At 54.7% G+C, this 20323-nt stretch carries 16 protein-coding genes and 1 tRNA gene; 6 read left to right on the top strand and 11 right to left on the bottom strand.

Going from position 1 to position 20323, the window contains the following annotated elements:
• Nucleotides 1-104: 104 nt before the first annotated feature.
• Nucleotides 105-782, top strand: a complete 678-nt coding sequence (locus LVJ78_RS02910; protein ID WP_132954572.1) for a sulfite exporter TauE/SafE family protein — start codon at nucleotides 105-107, stop codon at nucleotides 780-782.
• A gap of 452 nt (nucleotides 783-1234) precedes the next feature.
• Here the strand turns inward: LVJ78_RS02910 and LVJ78_RS02905 are convergent, their stop codons facing one another.
• The 4 genes from LVJ78_RS02905 to LVJ78_RS02890 all read right to left on the bottom strand — a co-directional run bounded on the left by LVJ78_RS02905 (nucleotide 1235) and on the right by LVJ78_RS02890 (nucleotide 4928).
• Entirely contained in the window at nucleotides 1235-1558 is a 324-nt protein-coding gene (locus LVJ78_RS02905; RefSeq protein ID WP_132954571.1) for a heavy metal-binding domain-containing protein, read from the bottom strand.
• A 104-nt stretch (nucleotides 1559-1662) separates the two neighbouring features.
• Entirely contained in the window at nucleotides 1663-2475 is an 813-nt protein-coding gene (locus tag LVJ78_RS02900; RefSeq protein ID WP_132954570.1) for a sulfite exporter TauE/SafE family protein, read from the bottom strand.
• Nucleotides 2476-2588: 113 nt separating this feature from the next.
• The gene (gene pssA / locus LVJ78_RS02895; RefSeq protein ID WP_132954569.1) at nucleotides 2589-3362 is read right to left on the bottom strand and encodes a CDP-diacylglycerol--serine O-phosphatidyltransferase; all 774 of its coding nucleotides are present in this window, start codon (nucleotides 3360-3362) and stop codon (nucleotides 2589-2591) included.
• Between the two features lie 69 nt (nucleotides 3363-3431).
• Nucleotides 3432-4928, bottom strand: a complete 1497-nt coding sequence (locus LVJ78_RS02890) for a surface lipoprotein assembly modifier (protein WP_132954568.1) — start codon at nucleotides 4926-4928, stop codon at nucleotides 3432-3434.
• Between the two features lie 748 nt (nucleotides 4929-5676).
• Between LVJ78_RS02890 and LVJ78_RS02885 the strand changes: the two genes are divergently transcribed.
• Both LVJ78_RS02885 and LVJ78_RS02880 read left to right on the top strand, forming a co-directional pair.
• A complete protein-coding gene (locus LVJ78_RS02885) occupies nucleotides 5677-6186 on the top strand; it encodes a winged helix-turn-helix domain-containing protein (protein WP_244802557.1) in 510 nt (169 codons plus the stop codon).
• Between the two features lie 8 nt (nucleotides 6187-6194).
• On the top strand, nucleotides 6195-6728 hold the full coding sequence (locus tag LVJ78_RS02880) for an IS630 family transposase (RefSeq protein ID WP_244802595.1): 534 nt from the start codon (nucleotides 6195-6197) through the stop codon (nucleotides 6726-6728).
• A 98-nt stretch (nucleotides 6729-6826) separates the two neighbouring features.
• Here LVJ78_RS02880 and LVJ78_RS02875 read toward each other — a convergent pair whose 3' ends face one another.
• From LVJ78_RS02875 to LVJ78_RS02845, 7 genes are all read right to left on the bottom strand, one after another.
• Nucleotides 6827-8518: a transferrin-binding protein-like solute binding protein gene (locus LVJ78_RS02875; protein WP_132953458.1), complete on the bottom strand. Its 1692-nt coding sequence runs from the start codon at nucleotides 8516-8518 to the stop codon at nucleotides 6827-6829.
• A gap of 385 nt (nucleotides 8519-8903) precedes the next feature.
• Nucleotides 8904-10388 carry an aldehyde dehydrogenase family protein gene (locus LVJ78_RS02870; protein ID WP_132953457.1) on the bottom strand — a complete coding sequence of 495 codons (1485 nt, stop codon included), beginning with the start codon at nucleotides 10386-10388 and terminating at the stop codon, nucleotides 8904-8906.
• Between the two features lie 293 nt (nucleotides 10389-10681).
• Nucleotides 10682-11695, bottom strand: a complete 1014-nt coding sequence (ilvC, locus tag LVJ78_RS02865; protein WP_132953456.1) for a ketol-acid reductoisomerase — start codon at nucleotides 11693-11695, stop codon at nucleotides 10682-10684.
• A gap of 225 nt (nucleotides 11696-11920) precedes the next feature.
• Nucleotides 11921-12220 carry a putative quinol monooxygenase gene (locus LVJ78_RS02860; protein WP_132953455.1) on the bottom strand — a complete coding sequence of 100 codons (300 nt, stop codon included), beginning with the start codon at nucleotides 12218-12220 and terminating at the stop codon, nucleotides 11921-11923.
• Between the two features lie 138 nt (nucleotides 12221-12358).
• On the bottom strand, nucleotides 12359-12850 hold the full coding sequence (ilvN, locus tag LVJ78_RS02855) for an acetolactate synthase small subunit (protein WP_132953454.1): 492 nt from the start codon (nucleotides 12848-12850) through the stop codon (nucleotides 12359-12361).
• Entirely contained in the window at nucleotides 12847-14628 is a 1782-nt protein-coding gene (ilvB, locus tag LVJ78_RS02850) for a biosynthetic-type acetolactate synthase large subunit (RefSeq protein WP_132953453.1), read from the bottom strand. The genes ilvN and ilvB overlap by 4 nt, the downstream gene beginning before the upstream one ends.
• Nucleotides 14629-14992: 364 nt before the next feature.
• Nucleotides 14993-15068 (bottom strand) — tRNA-Arg (locus LVJ78_RS02845).
• A gap of 276 nt (nucleotides 15069-15344) precedes the next feature.
• Here LVJ78_RS02845 and LVJ78_RS02840 point away from each other — a divergent pair.
• From LVJ78_RS02840 to LVJ78_RS02830, 3 genes are all read left to right on the top strand, one after another.
• Nucleotides 15345-16169 (top strand): c-type cytochrome, encoded by an 825-nt coding sequence (locus tag LVJ78_RS02840; RefSeq protein ID WP_132953452.1) that lies wholly within the window; start codon nucleotides 15345-15347, stop codon nucleotides 16167-16169.
• A gap of 153 nt (nucleotides 16170-16322) precedes the next feature.
• Nucleotides 16323-17426 (top strand): anhydro-N-acetylmuramic acid kinase, encoded by a 1104-nt coding sequence (locus tag LVJ78_RS02835; RefSeq protein ID WP_132953462.1) that lies wholly within the window; start codon nucleotides 16323-16325, stop codon nucleotides 17424-17426.
• A 275-nt stretch (nucleotides 17427-17701) separates the two neighbouring features.
• The gene (locus LVJ78_RS02830) at nucleotides 17702-20095 is read left to right on the top strand and encodes a DNA translocase FtsK (RefSeq protein ID WP_132953451.1); all 2394 of its coding nucleotides are present in this window, start codon (nucleotides 17702-17704) and stop codon (nucleotides 20093-20095) included.
• The last annotated feature ends 228 nt before the right edge of the window (nucleotides 20096-20323 follow it).

The following is a 20323-nucleotide window of genomic DNA, read 5'->3' as shown; positions in this document are numbered from 1 at the left end:
GGCTTGGCAAGCAGCGCGGGCAGAGTATTACCTTGTTTTACAAAATGCCGCCGCGCCCGCCGCATTATTGCTACAATGCCCTTACTTTTTTCCGGCACGGCATCATGAGCGGCGACATCACTTTGCTTACCCTTTTTCTGATCGGCTTTTTCGGCGGCGGCCATTGCGTGGGCATGTGCGGCGGCTTATCGAGCGCGTTTGCCCTGCAATTGCCGCCGCACATCAAGCGCTTTTGGTTGATTGTACTTTTGAACGCCGGCCGCATCAGCAGCTACATCACTATCGGCGTGCTTTTAGGGCTGCTCGGCCAAATCGGCATTTCGCTCGACCAAACCCGCTGGCTGCAAAACGGTTTGTTTGTGGCGGCCAATGTGTTGCTGCTTTTTTTGGGGCTTTATCTGGCCGGCCTCTCCACTCTTGCCACCAAAGTGGAAAGCTTGGGGCGGCCGGTGTGGCGGCGCTTAAACCCGCTTTTGGGCAGGCTTTTGCCGATACAGTCGGTGCCCGCCTGCTTCGGCGTGGGCTTATTGTGGGGCTGGCTGCCCTGCGGCCTGGTTTACAGCGCTTCGCTTTATGCACTCGGCAGCGGCAGCGCCGCGCAAGGCGGCCTTTATATGCTGGCTTTTGCGCTGGGCACTTTGCCCAATTTATTGGCGATGGGCTTTTTTGCGGGGCAATTGAAAAGCTTTTTGCAGCACCGCAGCATCCGCCTGGCCGCCGGCCTGCTGGTGGCCGGCTGGGCGCTGTGGCAATTGCTGCAATTTATGCGCCACACATTTTAAAATCCGCCATATCAATAGGCCGTCTGAACGTTTGTAGGTACAGTTAGCGCAACGCATGCATACGCATAATACCAATCCAAAAAAATAACCTAACTTCGTTGCCTCGCCTTGCCGTACTATCTGTACTGTCGCAGGCTTCCGCCTTGTCAGCTTACTTTTTTGAATGGGTATAAGTTTCGAGCTTGCCTAGGGTCTGTTCACATTTCATCCGTGCGTAAGATTTTGAGCGCAAAAGCGCGCTTGCAAGGCGAAAAGCACAGCAAGGTTGGACACCTTGCGAGCATTTTCAACGCGGCAGGCGCGTTTTTGAGCCAAAAGATTGCCACGAGATGAATTGTGAACAGACCCTAAGCATTACCCCAAACCTAAAAATTAAAGAGGCTCTGAAAAAAGGCCGTCTGAAAAGATTCAAACGGCGTTTCCATGTTGATTAAATGATTATTCAAACAACATTATTTTAATTTCACGGCCGTGCCGCTCACGCTGACCATCATCATCATCGAGCCGCTCTGGCCGATCACCTCATAATCAATGTCCACGCCCACCACCGCATCGGCGCCGAGCTTTTTGGCATACGCTTCCATTTCGGCAAACGCGGTTTCGCGCGCTTTACGCATTTCGCGCTCGTATGCGCCCGAGCGCCCGCCCACCACATCGCGGATGGAGCCGAGCATGTCTTTAAAAAAATTAGAGCCTAAAATCGCTTCACCCACAACAATATCCAGATAAGCGGCGATTTCTCTGCCCTCAACCGAGGGCGTGGTGGTTTTCAGCATGGTTTGCTCCTTGCGATCAATAAGTGGATAGCCGGCAAATGGTTGCAGGCGCGCTTTTTTCAAGCCGCTTTCAGACGGCCTTTTTGCAAAAATGCCTGAAACACTCAAGCAGCAAGCAAGCCCCACAGCATGCGCGCGGCAATCACCAGCAGCAACAAGCCGAAAGCGAGCTTGAGCTTTTCCGGCGGCAGCTTGTGTGCCGCTTTCACGCCCAGCGGCGCAAACAGCATGGTGGCCACGCTCAACACCGCCACCGCCGGCAAATACCAAAAGCCCAACGTGCCCTCAGGCAGGCCGGCCACATTCCAGCCCGAATAAAGATAGCCCACGGCGCCGGCCACGGCAATCGGCCAAGCCAGCCCCGCCGATGTGCCCACGGCAGTGCGCACGGGCACATTGCAATAAAGCATAAACGGCACCGACAGCGAGCCGCCGCCTATGCCCACCCAGCTTGAAGCCATGCCAAACAACGAGCCCACCGCCGCCAGCCCCGCCGGCCCCGGCAGGCTGCGCGTGGGCTTGGGCTTGGCATCGGTTAGGGTTTTGAGCGCCACCAGCACCACAAACACAATAAAAAATATCTGCAAGGCTTCATTCGAGAGGCGCTTGGCCAGCATCGAGCCAATCATCACGCCCACCACCATGCCCGGTGCCATGCGCCGCACCACCGCCCAATCCACGCTGCCCTTGCGCTGCTGCGCCATCACGCTGGAAAACGTGGTAAACACCATAATCGCAAACGATGTGCCCACCGCCAAATGCTGCGCATGCTCGATGCCGCCCAGCCCTTTCATCTGCAACACCCACAACACCACCGGCACAATAATCATGCCGCCGCCGATGCCGAGCAGGCCGGCGATAAAGCCGGCAATGCTGCCCACCGCCAGCATCACCAAAATCATTTCTATATTCCACATATCACAGCTTCTTTTTTCAGACGGCCACCCTGAAAAATCGGGCAAACTCATGTTTCAAGGCAACTCATGTTTCAAACAGCAAAAAAGCCGCTTTGCAGCAAAGCGGCTGTGGTTTATTTTTGGGCTTTTGCCTGCCGCTGCCGCCGTTTGAGACGGCGCCAGCCAAACATAATATAGCCCGACAAGCTATAGCCCAGGAAAAACAAAAATAAAATCAGCGAGGGTTCCATCGCCACCACCAGCAACACCAGCATGGCGGCAATCATCGCCACAAAAGGCACTTTGCGGCGCACGTTGATTTCTTTGAAGCTCCAAAACGGAATCTGCACCACCATCGACAAACCGGCAAACAGCGTCACCAGCAAACACAGCCACTCCACCGCCGGCAAGCGCTCGTAGCTGTGGTTCACCCAAATCATACCCACAATCAGCGCGGCGGCGGCGGGGCTGGGAATGCCGATAAACCAGCGCTTCTCCACCTTGCCTATCATGGTGTTGAACAAAGCCAAGCGCAAAGCGGCGCAGGCGCAATAGATAAACGCCACCGAATAGCCCAGCTTGCCGAATTGGAAAAGCTGCCATTTATAGGCAATCAAAGCCGGCGCCACGCCGAAGCTCACCATATCGGCCAGGCTGTCGAGCTGCTCGCCAAAAGCGCTTTGGCTGTTGGTCCAGCGCGCCACGCGCCCATCCATACCATCGAGCAGCATGGCAATAAACACCGCAATCGCCGCTGTTTCAAACTGGTTGTGCATTGCCTGGGTGATGGCGTAAAAGGCGGCAAACAAAGCCGCAATGGTAAACGAATTGGGCAACAGATAAATGCTGTTTTGCCGCAACAGCGCTCTGCCGCCGGGGCGTGCGCCCGGATCCGGTGCAATATCCATAATTTTTCCGTGCAGCCGTTTCAGACGGCCTTTTCAATCAAGCAATCGATTATACCGCATATCAGGGCATTAAAATGTTTTGTTGAATTCGATAAAAGTGCGCAATTTGTCGTATTCATAAAAAGCATCGTTGCTGTTGTTGCGGTAATAAGCCACGGTGAGCCGCGGGGTGATGCCGCCGAAATGCAGGGCGCGGTGCCATAACGATAATGACGTGTTCCACTCGGTGTCGCGCCGTTTTTCCCCATCGCTGAAAAAACTCGCCGTTTGATAATGCCGCTGCGCCAAGCCCGCCTGCACGCGGGTGGAAATGCCTTTGGGCCATTCCTGCCCCCACGCAGCGCGGCCGCCGTAGCGGTTGAAATTGTCGCTCTGCGCATGGCCGTTACGCTCTTGATAAAAATCCAAGCCCCACAGCCAATATTGGCGGGCATTGGTATAAAACACCAACGAGCCGCTGGCTAAGCGGCTGTCGATATCGCTGCGCGCGCGCTGCATATTTTTCAGACGGCCGATTTCCAGCGCGGTGAGGCTCTGCAGGCGCGGCGTGTGCCAGCGGTTCCAATAAAAGCGTGCGCCGTTGGTGTAGCTATAGGCATCGTTGCCATAGATGCGCCGCTCGTGAAACGGCATCAGGCCGGTATCGGTGCGCTGGTCGGCATAGCCCGCGCCGGCAGAAATGCGCACGGTGGTGTCGTTATAGCGCCCGTAATCAGGGTAATATTTGCCATAACCATCGGCCGAAGCTTTGGCATACCAGCCGCCGCTGAGCGACCATTTTTTCTCCACCCCGGCCTGATAATTGATGCCCAACGCATCAATCGGCGCATCAAACGTCCAGCCGCGCCAGCAATCGTCATCAGCACCACCCGGCTGCGCGCGCACCGCTTCGCACTGCGCTTCGCTCAGATAAGCGCCCAAGCGCTGCTGCTTTGGCGCCTGATTGATGTTTTGCTCGCGGCTCACATTGATGCCGGCATAAAATTGCCACGAATCGCGCTTGCGCAAGGCATCTCGATATTGCGCCACCATTTCACGCGCGGCTTCGGGCAGCGGCTCGCTTTGCAGACGGTCAAACTGATCGGCCGCCGCTTCGTTTTGCTGGTCTTCAAACAAGGCCTGCGCCAGCCGCATGCGCACCGCCGATGAATCGGGTTCGGCCGCAATCAGCTCGCGATAAAGCTTAACCGCCTCGCCCGAGCGCCCTTCGGCCTGCGCCACCGTGGCACGGGCGAATTTGGCCAAGCCGGCATCGTGTTGCGGCCATTGCGTGTAAATAGGCAGCAACACTTTGATGCCGGCGATATTTTGCGCCGCCAACGCCGACACCATCGCGCGCGAGAGCAATTCCGGATTGGCCAGCAGCGTTTCAGCATTCACCTGCACCACACGGCTTTGCGCCTGCGCCTCTTCGACCAAGGCGCTTTGCTGTGCATCAGAGCGCTGCGGCTGCGCCGTGCGCAAACGCAGCTCAGGCTCGGTGCGCGGCTCAGGCGGCGGCGTATCCGCCCAAGCGGGCAGGCAGAAAGCGGCCAATATGGCGGGCAATAATTTTTTATGATTCATGTGTTTATATTTAATCCGTTGATGAGATATGGCGGCCACACGCAAAACAAAGCCTTTTGCGGTATACCTTTTATTTCTGAAAACAGGCCGTCTGAAAGCTTGGCGCAAGCAGCCAAAACAAAAACATTCTTGCGCTTGCGCACAAGCGTCGGATACGAGTATCCGACCTACATCGAAAGCCGATAAAGGCCGTCGGACAACAGCCGTAGGTCGGATTCTCGAATCCGACATTTGGCCGGCAAGGCCAAAACCATATAACCCAAGGCTTTTACAAAACCAAATATCTGCCGCACCCGTGCAGGCGGGTGCTCAGTGCAAAGCAGCGCTTTGCTTGTCTCGCACATTTCCGAAAATAATCAATTATCTATAAAATCAAATATTTGATTATTCTCGTTTGATAATATAGTGAATGTAAGAAAAAGTGATACAAAACTATGCTCTATAACGGCGTAGGTTGGGTTGATAAACCCAACGTTTCAGACGGCCTGGGGGCTTGTTGGGTTTTCAACCCAACCTACCCGTTGCGTCACTTTTTTTATGCATTCCACTATACCTAGCCATCCGACAACTGAAATAGTGCACCAAACTAGGCTCCTGCCTGCGCAGGAGCGACAGAACGGGCGTTTTGCATCGGTCGGTCTCCAGCCTTGTGCTTGCGCGCCAGCGTCGGATACGAGTATCCGACCTACATCGAAAGCCGGCAAAGGCCGTCTGATACCAATAAAAATAAATAAGCTATAATCGCCCCATGCCTAAACTGACCCCAAAAAACCACCAACTCACCGAGCATGATTTTATCAAACTCGCCAAAACCGAACCCCACCCGCGGGCTCGGACACGCTTGTTTATACTGCACCAACTGCAACAAGGCCAAGCACCCGAAGAAATCGCCCCACTGTTCGGATTGAATCCCCTTACCATACACATATTGCGGCGCAAATATTGGGAATTCGGCATCGAACAGGCCATTTACGACAAACAGCGCCCAGGCCGCAGCAGCAAACTAAAGCCGGAAGACCATCAAGCCTTCAAACAACGTATCATCGAAGAGCAAGAAAAGCGCGAAGGCGGCAGGCTCACGGCCGAAGACATCCATACCATCGCCGCTCAAGAATTCAATGCCCACTACAAACACAGCAGCAGCCTGTATCCTTTATTGCACCGTATCGGCATGAGCTGGATAACCGCCCGCAGCCGCCATCCACAGGCCGACCCGGAAGCGCAAGACGCTTTTAAAAAAACTTTGTTGACGAAGTAAAAGCCGTATTGCCTGAACACATCAAGCCCGAACAAGTCGACATTTGGTTTCAAGACGAAAGCCGCATCGGACAACAAGGCAGCCTCACCCGCGTATGGCACGAAAAGGGAAAAAGGCCTCGCCTTATCCGCCAACAGCAGTTTGAATACGCCTATATATTTGGCGCTGTTTGTTTAACAACGGGAGCAACAGCCGCTTTGGTGATGCCCGGTGTCAACAAAGAAGCGATGCTGCTGCATTTACAGCAAATATCGAAAGAAACCCCCGAAGGCCGGCATGCCGTGGTGGTGATGGACGGTGCGGGCTGGCATCAAGATTTTAATGAACTGAAAAACGTATCCATATTGAAACTGCCGCCATATTCATCGGAACTGAACCCCATAGAGCGGGTATGGCGGCAACTGAAGCAAACCTCCTTATCCAACCGTTGTTATAAGGGCTATGAGCAGATTGTAGAGGCTGGCTGCATTGCGTGGAATGCGTTGGTTGCAGAAAAAGACAAACTCTGTTCGCTGGTGGCTTGTGAATGGGCTTTATTATAGATTATTTATTTTGAATGGTATGAAAGCTTGGCACAAGCGCCCTGCCTGCACCAATAAAAACCGCCTGATTGCTCAGGCGGCCGGCTGTTCTGCACGGTTTATTGGCGTTTGGCGCCGTAGCCGCCAATCAGCTGCTCGCTGTTGTCGGCATTTTTCAGGCCGTAGGTGCCGCCGATTTCGGCCACGGATGCGCCGCCGTAAAATTTGCCGTTAAAGGTGCCGCTCAAAGCTTTATCAGCGGTGGCAACATTGCCTTTAAAGGCATTTTCACCCGCCGCCCACGAAGCCGTGCCGCTCATATTGAGCCTATCCGCAGCGGTGGACGTGCGCACATTGCCGTTAAGCGTGTGGATTTGCGAATCGCTGGTGGTAAAGCGCACGCCTTTTTTGGCAAAATCGGCCACGGCATTCACCTTGGCGGTAACTTGCTGCTTATCCAGATAGGCCGTGGTGATGCCTGTATAAGTGGCAGTGCCGGAAACCGGCATTTGCGCCACGGTGGTTTCGTCGCCCAAGCTTTGATAGCCGCGCAACACACCGTTGTTCGGGTCGATATAATGGGCAAAGGTTTGATAGGTCCAGCCGGCGGCGGCAGAATCGTGTATCACCACTTCGGTGCCGTTTTCAAACTGAATCACATACACGCCGTCAAAGGCTTTATCAAACACCAAGCCGTTTTTGTCTTTTTTGATGTAGGCCAGGTCTTTCAAAACGGTGTTGACCTTAGATTCCATTACTTCGCGGCGCCCCATATCTTGGTCATAAATCGGCTGCAATTTATCCACTTGCTCCAGAGCGGCAAGGCGGGCTTTAAGGTCGGCCTCAGGATCTTTCAACACTTTTTTCGCCGCTTCCAATGCATCGAAATTTTCTTTGATTTCCTTATCCAGCGAAGTTTTCACGTTGGAATACACGCCGCGGGGCGCACCGGTTAAGCCTTGGATATTCTCTTGGGTGGTGCCCGCCGAGCTGGCTTTGGTAGTAGCTGAATAAGGCGTGAGATAGCCCACAGGATTATTGCTGCTCAGCACTGCACCATCCACAACTACCGGGGCATTCGGGCTGATCACCAAGCTGCGGATCAGGCCGATTTGCGTGTCGAGCAGCGCGGGTTGGCCGTCCACCAAGCGCAGCTGCATATGCGGATTATGCTGCTGGGCGGTGTTGGAAGAAATAAATGAGGTGTGCAACGGCGTGGGCAGGTTGAGCGGCGGCAGGCTGTCGTTGCTGCCGGAGGTGCTACCGTTGCCGGAGGTGCCGCCGTTGCCGGAGTCGGGAGCGGTATTTTGGGAGAGCGCATCCAGTCGGGCTTTCAATGTTGCGCTGAACCAGGTTTTTTGCGCATCGCTCAAGGCATTATAAGCGGCGGCAACGCCGGCCGCCTGCGCTTTCTCTGCCTCAGTATCGGCTGTAGCCGGCAGCTTCGAGAACTGTTCGGCAATATTTTCAGCGGTTTGCGCATTGGTGTTAATGGTCGTAACCATAGCCTTCAGAGCATTGCGCGAGGCAAGCGGAACCAAATTTTTTTCCAGATCGTTCAGATTATTAAAAGCATCTACCGCCCTCTGAACAGCGGCAACATCGCCCACTTCCAGCGTGTCTGCCGCGCCGATGGCTTCAATCTGCAACCTTACCTTATTGGCCGCTTCCGCCTCTTCTGCATAGGCATTGGTATCGGTAGAAGATGTGTTGGGCGAGCCGCTGCTGCCGCCGCCACCACCACAAGCGGCCAACACGGCCACGCACACAGCGGTTAACGTAATTTGTTGGATATTTTTGGCTTTAGCCATGATAAAACCCCGTTTTGTTTGGAAATAATGTGAGCAATAAAAAATGAACTTTATTTTAGTTCAATATCTTGACGAATTATAACCTGTATACATAAAACATCAAACATAAATTAACTTTTTCTTGCATGATTGCCGGATTGATGGCTGTTTACCAAAACCCATCTGCATGCCGTAGGCCGTCTGAATGTTTGTGGTGCGCAGGCAGGCATGAGCTTATATTCGGCGGATACACGCATATTGGGTCGCAAGTTTACATGCGTACGGTTACGCCGCTGAGGGCGGTTAACCGTACCTACGCGCGGTGATCGTCAAACCCAAGGTTTCAGACGGCCTATGCATGAAAAAAGCAGGCCGGTGAAGGCCTGCTTGATGATAAAGCCGCAAATCAATACATGCCTTCGCGCTCTTCGCGGGTGCTGATGTAGATGTTTTTCACTTGCGTGTAGGCGGCGAGCATCATTTTGTGGTTTTCGCGGCCGATGCCTGAGGTTTTGTAGCCGCCAAACGGGGCGCCGGCGGGCAGGCGGTTATAGCAGTTTACCCACATGCGGCCGGTTTCCACGGCTTTGGCCACGCGCAGGGCGCGGTTGATGTTGAGTGTCCACACCGCGCCGCCGAGGCCGTATTCGCTGTCGTTGGCCATGGCGATCACTTCTTCTTCGGTTTTGAATTTAATCACGGTGGCCACGGGGCCGAAGATTTCTTCTTGGGCGATGCGGTCATCGTTACTCTGCGCGGCAATCAGGGTGGGCTCGAAAAATTCGCCTTTGCTCAAATCACCGCTCTCGGCACGCTTGCCGCCGGTGATGATTTGCGCGCCTTCCTGCTCGCCGATTTTCACATATTTGGTGATGGTGTCCATTTGGCCGGCGTTCACTTGCGCGCCCATTTGGGTGTCGTCTTCCCACGGCAGGCCGACTTTCACTTTTTTGAATTCTTCTGCCAGCGCGGCCACGAATTTATCGTAAATGCCCTCTTGCACGAAAATGCGCGAGCCGGCGCAGCACACTTGGCCTTGGTTGAACAAAATGCCTTTTTGCGCGCCCTCGAGCGCTTTGTCGAACGGCATATCGTCGAAGAAAATATTGGCAGATTTGCCGCCCAATTCGAGCGTGGCGGGAATCAGCATTTCGGCGGCGGCAATGCCCACATGGCGGCCGATTTCGGTGGAGCCGGTGAAGGCCAGCTTATTGAAGCCTTTGTGGTGCAGCATGTATTCGCCGGATTTGGAGCCGCGGCCGGTAATCACATTGAGCACGCCTTTTGGCAGCAAATGGTTGATTTTTTGGGCGAATGAAAGCAGGCTCAGCGAGGTGCTGGATGAGGGGTGAATCACCACGGTGCAGCCGGCGGCCAGCGCGGGAGCGATTTTCCAAGCGGCCATCAGGAAGGGGAAGTTCCACGGAATGATTTGGCCGACCACGCCGATGGGCTCGCGCAGCACAATGGAAATGTCTTCATTATAAATTTCGTTCACGCTGCCCTCTTCGGCCAGAATCACGCCGGCAAAGTAGCGGAAATGCTCGGCGCCCAGCGGAATATCGGCGGCGCGGGTTTCGCGGATGGGCTTGCCGTTGTCGAGGGTTTCCTGCAAGGCCAGCTCTTCGGCGTGCGCTTCAATCGCATCGGCGATTTTGTTCAAAATGGCGCTGCGCTCATACACGGTGGTGTGGCGCCAGGTTTTCAAGGCTTCTTGCGCGGCGGCCACGGCAGCATCCACATCTTCGTTGCTCGCATCAATAAAAGTGGCCAGCGGCTGATTGTTGGAAGGATTATATGAGGTGAGGGTTTCGCCCTTGCTGCCGTTGGTCCATTCGCCGTTGATCAGCAAACCATATGCTTTATCGAATACGTTTAAATCTTTTGCCATGATGGGTTCTCCTGAGATAACTGACTGTATGTTGGTGTGACATGCTATCGGTATGATTTTGCGCTCGTTCTCATTGCTATCGAGACCGATTCAGCTTAGCCGCAAACGCGGGGGATTTCAAGATGAAACCGAATGATATTTTATTACATGGCCGCATCAGTCTTTTGAAACAATAAAGCATTGTTGCAAAACAAATATTTACAAATTTCGGATACGACTTTTACTTTCATTAACGCAATAATAAAAGGCCGTCTGAAAGCTTTCAGACGGCCTTTTGCAAAGATCGGTGATGATTAGTTTTTATCCAAATCCACCAATTTGTTTTGCGCAATCCACGGCATCATGCCGCGCAATTGGTTGCCCACTACTTCAATCGGGTGCTCGGCGTTGATGCGGCGGCGCGCGGTCATGGCCGGGTAGTTGGTGGCGCCTTCAAGAATGAACATTTTGGCGTATTCGCCGGTTTGGATGCGTTTCAAGGCATTGCGCATGGCGTCTTTGGTGGCGGCGGTTACCACTTCGGGGCCGGTCACGTATTCGCCGTATTCGGCATTGTTGGAAATGGAGTAATTCATGTTGGCAATGCCGCCTTCATACATCAAATCCACAATCAGTTTCAATTCGTGCAGGCACTCGAAATAAGCCATTTCGGGGGCGTAGCCGGCTTCTACCAAGGTTTCAAAGCCGCATTTCACCAATTCCACCGCGCCGCCGCACAACACGGCTTGCTCGCCGAAAAGGTCGGTTTCGGTTTCTTCGCGGAAGTTGGTTTCAATCACGCCGCCTTTGGTGCCGCCGTTGGCCGCGGCATAAGAGAGGGCGATGTCGCGAGCTTTGCCGGATTTATCTTGGTAAACCGCAATCAGGGTGGGCACGCCGCCGCCTTTTTTGTATTCGCTGCGCACGGTGTGGCCGGGGCCTTTGGGGGCAACCATAATCACATCGAGGTCGGCGCGGGGCACGATTTGGTTGTAGTGCACGTTGAAACCGTGGGCAAAAGCCAGCACGGCGCCTTCTTTAAGGTTGGCTTCGATTTCGTTTTTATACACTTGCGGCTGGTTTTCATCGGGCAGCAAAATCATCACCACATCGGCCGCTTTGGTGGCTTCGGCCACGCTGAGCACTTTGTGGCCGGCGGCTTCGGCTTTTTTCCATGAGCCGCCTTGGCGCAAGCCGATCACCACGTTTACACCTGAATCTTTCAGGTTGGCGGCGTGGGCGTGGCCTTGCGAGCCGTAGCCGATGATGGCCACGGTTTTGCCTTTGATCAGGGAGAGGTCGGCGTCTTTATCGTAAAAAACTTGCATGGTTCAGATTCCTTGTTTCAAAAAAGGGGGTTAATTCATTAAAAAGGGTTGGTTTCGCGATTTAAGGGGACTCTGAAAAACTCTGGTGCATGGATTTTGCCAGCATTTTTATGCTAGGCAAGGCGGGGTTTTGAGGGAATAGTGTTTCTATTTCCTCAAAGTTCCAACGCAGCATAGCGTAAAAAGGGCGGTAAAAGCCGTCATCATGAGTTATTCAGAGCTTCCTTAAGCGTTGTCGGACACATCTTGCAGCAACACGATGTCGATGCAGTCGTTTTTGCCTTCAACGGCTTTTACAAAGCTTTGAAAATGTGCGCTGGCATTGTGGGCATCAAGGGCGGCTTGCGAAGCCCAATGCTCGATAAACACGAGCGTTTCAGGGCTGCCCGCTGCTTGGTGCAGATCGTAGCGCAAATTGCCTGCTTCGCGGCGGCTGGCGGTCACCAAGTCGGCAAATTGCGCCAGCAGCGCTTCACGATATTCGGGCTTCACCACCACGGTAGCCACAATTTTGATGCCGGACATGGCCTTGCTCCATTATCTTTTGCCAATCGGTCAATCAGAAATAAAACATGAGTGTTTTAAATCGGATTGTGTGCGCAATCGCTGTTCAGACGGCCTTTTAAAAAGCCTGAGGCCGTCTGAAAGGTTTGCGGCTGCGGCTTATACTTTCAAAATGCGCTCGCCGCGGCCGATGCCGGCAGCACCTGTGCGCACGGTTTCGAGAATCAGGCCTCTGCTGACGGTTTCGAGAAACGAATCGAGCTTGTCGCTGGTGCCGGTGACTTCGATGGTGTAGCTTTTATCGGTAACGTCTACCACATGGCCGCGGTAGATTTCGGTGAGCCGCAGCATTTCATCGCGATCTTTGCCCACGGCGCGCACTTTCACCAGCATCAGCTCGCGCTCGACAAAACGGCTTTCGTTTAAATCCACCACTTTCACCACTTCGATCAGCTTGTTGAGCTGCTTGGTGATCTGCTCGAGCACGGCATCATCGCCGTGGGTGACGATGGTCATGCGCGAGAGGGTTTTGTCTTCCGTGGCGGCCACCGAGAGCGAGTCGATATTGTAATCGCGCGCCGAAAACAAGCCCACCACACGGCTCATCGCGCCCGATTCGTTTTCCATCAGGATAGATAAGATGTGTCTCATGGCACGCTCCTTATGTCGTAATCGCGGTCGGTTACCTCATTAACATCACTGTCTTGCGGGGTTTCGCGCATATGCGGCGGCAACACCATTTCATCCAGGCCTTTGCCGTTGCCCACCATGGGAAACACGTTTTGCTTTTTGTCGGTGATGAAATCGAGAAACACGAAACGGTCTTTCAGAGCGAGCGCTTCACGCAATGCGCCTTCCACATCGGATGCTTTTTCAATGCGCATGCCCACATGGCCGTAAGCTTCGGCCAGCTTCACAAAATCGGGCAAGGAATCGAAATAGGTTTCCGATTCGCGGTTGCTGTAATAAAGCTCCTGCCATTGGCGTACCATGCCCAAATAGCCGTTGTTGAGGCAGATGGTTTTAATCGGCAGCTTGTATTGGAAACAGGTGGAAAGCTCTTGGATATTCATTTGAATCGAGCCCTCGCCGGTGATGCAGCACACATCTTTACTCGGGTCGGCCAAATAAGCGCCCATGGCATAAGGCAAGCCCACGCCCATGGTGCCCAAGCCGCCCGAATTGAGCCATTGCCGCGGCCGCTCAAACGGATAATATTGGGCGGCAAACATTTGGTGCTGGCCCACATCCGAGGTAATGATGGCATCGTTGTTGGTGACTTCGGCCAGGGTTCTCACCACCATTTGCGGCAGGATAATGTCGCCATCAGCTTCGGGAATGCGCAGGCAGTCGCGGCTGCGCCAAGCCTCCAGGGCTTCCCACCATTTGGCCAGCGCCGCTTCGTTGAAGGTTAATTCCTGCTTTTTCCAAATGCAGGCAAAGTCGCGCAACACGTTTTTCACATCGCCCACAATCGGCACATCGGCTTTCACACGCTTGGAAATGCTGGAAGGATCGATGTCGATATGAATGATTTTTTTCGGTTTTTCGCTGAATTTGGCCGGCACCGACACCACGCGGTCGTCAAAACGCGCGCCCACAGCCACCACCACATCGGCATTATGCATGGCCAGATTGGCTTCATAAGTGCCGTGCATGCCGAGCATGCCGAGGAATTGCCGGTTGGAAGAAGGATAAGCGCCCAAGCCCATCAAAGTGCCGGTGCACGGCACGCCGGTGAGCTGCACAAATTCGGTGAGCTCTTGCGCGGCATTGCCCAGCACCACGCCGCCGCCGAAATACACCAGCGGGCGCTTGGCCGCAGCCAACATTTGAATGGCTTTTTTGATTTGACCGGTGTGGCCGTTGACCACGGGTTGGTAAGAACGGATGAAAATATCTTCCTGAGGATAGCTGAATTTGGCCATCGCTTGGGTAACGTCTTTGGCCACATCGATCACCACCGGGCCCGGGCGGCCGCTGCGGGCGATTTGAAAAGCTTTTTTCACTGTGTCGGCCAGCTCGTGTATGCTGGTTACGAGAAAATTGTGCTTCACGCAAGGGCGCGACACGCCGATCATGTCGATTTCCTGAAACGCATCGCTGCCGATGGCCGGTGTGCCGACCTGGCCGGAAATCACCACCATCGGAATCGAATCGGTGTAGGCTGTGGCAATGCCGGTAATCGCATTGGTGGCGCCGGGGCCGGAAGTGACCAAAGCCACGCCCACTTTGCCGCTGGTGCGTGCATAAGCATCGGCCGCATGCACTGCCGCCTGCTCGTGGCGCACTAAGATATGCCGGAATTTGTTTAGCTGGAAAAGCGCATCGTAAATTTCAAGAACTGCGCCGCCGGGATAGCCGAAAACGTATTCCACGTTTTCCGCTTTAAGACTCTGCACGAGAATTTGTGCACCGGATAATTGCATAGCAACCTCTTTTGTATCGTGCGTAAACCAATAGGGGCAACCGGCTTCGCCACCGCACCTGTAATGCGATTGAGGCAGGCAGCGGTTTAGGGTACGCGCACTGCCGCAATCCGGCGACAACCAAGCTGCCCAGTCAATTCATTCAGGCACTTGAGAGTTTATGAAAAAGGAAACCACACCTTAACCGAAACCGCGCGGGTCGGCAAGATAAAAACTTGCATTGTTTAACACAATTTTTTTCATACACAGATTAACGGCCGATTCGGCGCAGCCCTTGCAGCGGCCTGCCTGCGTGCTTTGGCATGTTGCAGCCATGCAAAACGGGCAGCCCGTGTAAACCACCGGCTGCCCGCATAATAAAATTTGGCGCACCCAACAGGGATCGAACCTGTGGCCTCCAGCTTCGGAAACTGACGCTCTTCCAACTGAGCTATGGGTGCGGATTTCAAAGAAGCGCAATTATCGCACAAAGCGGCCGCCGCGCAAAATATTTGTGGCAAACACACACCGCCAGAATATTTTAAAGGTGCAAAAAAAGGCTTCAGACGGCCTTTCGAAAAAAAATCCACCTTATTTTGAGCTAAACTAAGTTTTAAAGATTGGAAAGCCACCGCGAATTCAGTATAATCCAGCAAATTATTGTTAATACAATTTAACAAACAATTCATCTACAACAATTATTTTCGTCACAACCACCAAACGGCGAGGCCAACCAAATGAATCACCTTAACAACAAGAATGCCCGAGGTTCTGCTCTGACTACCCTTTTGGGTGGTATCGTTATTCTGCTTGCAGTGTTGTTTTTCCTGGTTAAGCTGGCCACCAGCGGCTATTACAGCGATGTTGAGCAAAGCACCCAATCTGCCACCGAAACACGCATTATGCCGGTGGGCAACGTTACCATGGGCGACGGCACCCCGGTGGGCCAGCGCACAGGCGAGCAGATTTTCAACAAAATCTGTATCCAATGCCACGCGGCCGACAGCGTGGTGCCCAATTCACCCAAAGTCACCCACAACGGCGAATGGGCGCCGCGCATTGCACAAGGCTTCGACACCTTGTTCAACCACGCCCTCAACGGCTTTAACGCCATGCCGGCCAAAGGCGGCGCAGCCGACTTGACCGATGATGAGCTCAAGCGCGCCATTGTGTATATGACCAACCAATCGGGCGGCAACTTTGAAGCGCCTGCCGTGGGCGCAGCCGATGCCGCCGCATCAGATGCTTCGGGCGCCGATGCCGCCGCCGCGCCGGTGGCCGCCGGCAGCGCCGATGGCAAAAAAGTGTTTGAAGGTTTGTGCATGGCTTGCCACTCTGCCGATTCCGCCATTCCGTTTTCACCGAAAATCACCCACAACGCCGATTGGACTACACGCCTAAAACAAGGCAAAGCCACCTTGGTGAAACACGCTATTGAAGGCTACACCGGCCCGGATGGCGGCGTGATGCCCCCCAAAGGCGGCAATGCCAACCTCACCGATGCCGAAATCGAAGCGGCTGTGGTGTATATGGCCAACCAATCCGGCGGCAACCTGAAATAAACCGCAGGCCGTCTGAAACAAAAAAGCGCATTGTGATGATGCGCTTTTTTTGTTTCAGACGGCCTGCCCGATAGTTTGCGTTATTCTCGTTATTCTATGGCTGCTTTGCCTTTATAATCCCCTTTCATTTTCAGACGGCCTGAACAATTTATGATGAACACCCAACTCTATATCGGCATCATGTCCGGCACCAGCATGGATGGCGCAGATGCCGTGCTGATCCGCATGCAGGGCACGCGCTGGCTCGCTGCTGAGGCGCATGCGTTTGCGCCCTATGGCCACACGTTGAAAGCCGACTTGCTCAATTTGCAAAACTGCGGCAACAACGAATTGCATCGCAGCATGCTGCTCTCGCAACAATTAAGCAACCTTTATGCCGGCGTAACGGCCGATTTGCTCGCACAGCAAGGCTTAACGCCTGCCGACATTACCGCCATCGGCTGCCACGGCCAAACCGTGCGCCATGCGCCCGAAGCGGGCTACAGCATTCAGCTGGCTGATTGGGCGCGCTTGGCCGAATTGAGCGGCATTTTCACCATCGGCGATTTCCGCAGCCGCGATTTGGCCGCCGGCGGCCAGGGTGCGCCTTTGGTGCCGGCGTTTCACGAAGCGCTTTTTCACAGCCCGCACGAAACCCGCGTGGTGCTCAACATCGGCGGCATTGCCAACATCAGCGTGCTGCCGGACGATGCACCTGCTTTCGGCTTCGACACCGGCCCCGGCAATATGCTGATGGATGCCTGGGTGCAACATGTGTGGCAGCAGCCTTATGATGCCGATGGCGCCAAAGCCGCCCAAGGGCGCGTGTTGCCCGACTTGCTCGCCGCCTTGCTCGCCCACCCTTATTTTGCGTTGCCCCACCCGAAAAGCACCGGCCGTGAGCTGTTTTCGCTCGCATGGCTGCACACCCATTTAAACGGCGCTGAAAACGCCCACGACGTGTTGCGTACCCTGCTTGAATACAGCGCACAGAGCATTGCGCAAGCCATCGACAGCAGTGCGCCTGCCGCGCGGCAAGTGTATGTGTGCGGCGGCGGTATCCGCAATCAGGCGCTGATGGCGCGCCTGAGCACCCTGCTTGCGCCGCAACAAGCCGCTTTACACAGCACCGCCGAACTGCAGCTCGACCCGCAATGGGTGGAAGCCGCCGCCTTCGGCTGGCTTGCCGCCTGCTGGATAAACCGCATCCCCGCCGGCACCCACCACGCCACCGGCGCACACAAACCCTGCATCTTGGGCGCCGGCCATTACGCTTGAGCCTCTTGCCTGCCAAACCATAAGGCCGTCTGAAACGCTTTGCTTTCAGACGGCCTTTTCCCCTAAATGCAGCGCAATATTGTATAATTTGCCGGTTTGACAGCACGTTCAAAAATAAGTCGCAAAGGTGGCCGCAGGCACGGTTACATTAATGCAGCCAGACTATTTTTAAACGAATGCTTGATTCCCGCGTGCAACCATGCGCCGCATAGGTTGTCACACCGCTTTATCCTCTGTGACCGTGCTTTTCAGACGGCCGCCCGATTCCGAATACTATGGCCAACAAGTCCCCCCAGCGCAGCACCCGCACCAACAGCAAACCGATAAATGCCAAAGCCGCAGCCGACAAACCGCCGCGCAAGCCCAAAGGCGTGGTGAAAAACGAAGGCAAAGCGCCGCGCCCTTCGCATGTAGTCAACCTCATCAACGACACGCTATGGCTCTTGGCGCTGGCCGCAGCGATTTTTGTGGCGCTCTCGCTGGCGAGCTTCACCATGACCGATCCGGCCTGGTCGCGCAGCGTGGCCGCTTCAGATGAGGCGGTGCGCAACCTCGGCGGCCTTTTCGGCGCTTATCTGGCCGATGTGGGTTATTATCTTTTCGGCTTATCGGTGTGGTGGTGGGTGATTGCCGCCTGCGTGTTTTTGTATAAAAACTTCCGCCCGCTGCACAACGACGAGCAAAAAACTTACAACACCACCATAGCCGCCATCGGCCTGCTGGTGCTCTTAATCTGCAGCCCGATTCTGGAAGTGTTTGCCTTTAAAACCCAGCTTGCCGAAGCGCTGCCGGTGGGCGCGGGCGGCATGATAGGCTCGTTTGCCGCACAAGGCATGAGCTGGCTGTTGGGCACTTCGGGCAGCCTGCTGATTATTCTGGTGATTATGCTTTTGGCTTTATCGCTGCTGGTGCAGGCTTCATGGTTGGACATTCTCGAAAAAGCCGGTGGAAAAATTGAATGGCTGTGGCTGAAGCTTATCCGCAAAGAGCACAAATACATCAAAGAGCTGCCCGATGCCAAAACCACCCGCCGCATGGTGCGCGAAGCAAAAAACATCACCGCCGAGCCGGTGGAAAAAATCGACGGCACCAGCAGCAACCGCAAAGCAGTGGCCGTGTCAGTGGCGCCGCCGAGCGCACCGGTGCAGCCGGCTTTGTTTGACGAAAAAGGCCAAGCCGCCGAGCCCTTGCCCACAGGCGAATACAGCAAACCTTCATTGGCACTGCTGCGTCAGCCGCAAGGCGAAGCGCCCGTGGTCAACCCCGATGTGTTGCAGCAAACCGCCGAGCGCATCGAAGCCAAGCTGGCCGAATTCGGCATCGGCGTGCAAGTGGTGTCGGCCACCGCAGGCCCTGTGATCACCCGCTTTGAAATCGAGCCGGCGCAAGGCGTGAAAGGCAGCCAGATTGTGGGGCTGGCCAAAGATTTGGCGCGCTCGATGTCGTTGCAGGCCGTGCGCGTGGTGGAAACCATTGCCGGCAAAAACACCATGGGCATCGAATTGCCCAACGCGCGCCGCCAAGATGTGATGCTGAGCGAAATTTTAGCGGCTAATGTGTTTACCGAAGCCAAATCCAAGCTCACCGTGGCGCTGGGCAAAGACATCGCCGGTGTGCCGGTGGTGGGCGATTTGGCCAAAATGCCGCACCTTTTGGTGGCCGGCATGACCGGCTCGGGCAAATCGGTGGGCGTAAACGGCATGATTATGTCTATGCTTTTCAAGGCCACGCCCGAAGAAGTGCGCTTTATCATGATCGACCCGAAAATGCTCGAATTGAGCATTTACGACGGCATTCCGCACTTGCTCTGCCCCGTGGTTACCGATATGCGCGAAGCCGGCCAGGCGCTCAATTGGTGCGTGGCCGAAATGGAAAAACGCTACCGCCTGCTCTCGCATGTGGGCGTGCGCAATATCGAGGGCTTCAACCAAAAAGTGAAGCAGGCCAAAGCCGCCGGCAAGCCCTTGCTCAACCCCTTCAGCCTCAACCCCGATGCGCCCGAGCCGCTCGAAACGCTGCCGATGATTGTGCTGGTGATTGATGAATTGGCCGACCTGATGATGACCGAGCGCAAATCGGTGGAGCAGCAAATCGCCCGTCTGGCGCAAAAAGCGCGCGCCGCCGGCATCCACATGATTGTAGCCACCCAGCGCCCGAGCGTGGACGTGGTTACCGGCTTGATTAAAGCCAATATTCCCACCCGCATGGCTTTTACCGTGCAAAGCAAAATCGACAGCCGCACCATTCTCGACCAAATGGGCGCCGACGAATTGCTCAAATACGGCGATTCGCTCTTTCTGCAACCGGGCAACGCCGAGCCCACCCGCTTGCAGGGCGCTTTTGTATCGGATGACGAAGTGCATCAAATTGTGGCCCACATCAAGCGCCAGGCACCCACCAACTATATCGAGGGCTTGCTCAGCGGCGAAGCGGCGCTGGAAACCACCAACACCGTCAACCCCAATGCCGACAGCGACGAATTATTCGACCAGGCCGTGGCTTTTGTGCTCGAATCGCGCAAAACCTCCATCTCTTCGCTGCAGCGGCAATTGCGCGTGGGCTACAACCGTGCCGCCAACCTGATGCAGGCGCTGGAAGATGCCGGCGTAGTGTCGCCTGCCGATGTGGGTGGCAGCCGCCGCATTCTGGCGCAAAAAGACAATTTGTAAACATTTAAAGGCCGTCTGAAAACTTTTCAGACGGCCTGATTCATGCCACGAATGCCCATTCAAAAAAATAAGCTTACAAAATAAAAGCAGTTCGACAGCGCCATCCGTGCAGGCCGGATTCTTGAATCCGACATTTAGCCACCGGCCAAACCGATACGAGTGCCTTGTTCTACGAACAAGTGTCGGATTCAAGAATCCGACCTACGGGCTGCGTTGAAAATCTGCTAC

This window comes from Uruburuella suis, from assembly GCF_022870845.1.
Taxonomy (GTDB): Bacteria; Pseudomonadota; Gammaproteobacteria; order Burkholderiales; family Neisseriaceae; genus Neisseria; species Neisseria suis.
Note: the sequence above shows the minus strand (reverse complement) of the source record. Positions and strands in the feature narration are given on the sequence as shown.

Bases quoted from the DNA above. Each gene is read 5' to 3' on its own strand.
- LVJ78_RS02835 (WP_132953462.1), top strand. From the start codon at position 16,323: ATGAACACCCAACTCTATATCGGCATCATGTCCGGCACCAGCATGGAT.
- LVJ78_RS02905 (WP_132954571.1), bottom strand. From the start codon at position 1,558: ATGCTGAAAACCACCACGCCCTCGGTTGAGGGCAGAGAAATCGCCGCT.
- ilvN (WP_132953454.1), bottom strand. From the start codon at position 12,850: ATGAGACACATCTTATCTATCCTGATGGAAAACGAATCGGGCGCGATG.
- LVJ78_RS02870 (WP_132953457.1), bottom strand. From the start codon at position 10,388: ATGGCAAAAGATTTAAACGTATTCGATAAAGCATATGGTTTGCTGATC.
- LVJ78_RS02875 (WP_132953458.1), bottom strand. From the start codon at position 8,518: ATGGCTAAAGCCAAAAATATCCAACAAATTACGTTAACCGCTGTGTGC.
- LVJ78_RS02885 (WP_244802557.1), top strand. From the start codon at position 5,677: ATGCCTAAACTGACCCCAAAAAACCACCAACTCACCGAGCATGATTTT.
- LVJ78_RS02840 (WP_132953452.1), top strand. From the start codon at position 15,345: ATGAATCACCTTAACAACAAGAATGCCCGAGGTTCTGCTCTGACTACC.
- LVJ78_RS02900 (WP_132954570.1), bottom strand. From the start codon at position 2,475: ATGTGGAATATAGAAATGATTTTGGTGATGCTGGCGGTGGGCAGCATT.
- LVJ78_RS02860 (WP_132953455.1), bottom strand. From the start codon at position 12,220: ATGTCCGGCATCAAAATTGTGGCTACCGTGGTGGTGAAGCCCGAATAT.
- ilvC (WP_132953456.1), bottom strand. From the start codon at position 11,695: ATGCAAGTTTTTTACGATAAAGACGCCGACCTCTCCCTGATCAAAGGC.
- LVJ78_RS02910 (WP_132954572.1), top strand. From the start codon at position 105: ATGAGCGGCGACATCACTTTGCTTACCCTTTTTCTGATCGGCTTTTTC.
- LVJ78_RS02890 (WP_132954568.1), bottom strand. From the start codon at position 4,928: ATGAATCATAAAAAATTATTGCCCGCCATATTGGCCGCTTTCTGCCTG.
- LVJ78_RS02830 (WP_132953451.1), top strand. From the start codon at position 17,702: ATGGCCAACAAGTCCCCCCAGCGCAGCACCCGCACCAACAGCAAACCG.
- pssA (WP_132954569.1), bottom strand. From the start codon at position 3,362: ATGGATATTGCACCGGATCCGGGCGCACGCCCCGGCGGCAGAGCGCTG.
- ilvB (WP_132953453.1), bottom strand. From the start codon at position 14,628: ATGCAATTATCCGGTGCACAAATTCTCGTGCAGAGTCTTAAAGCGGAA.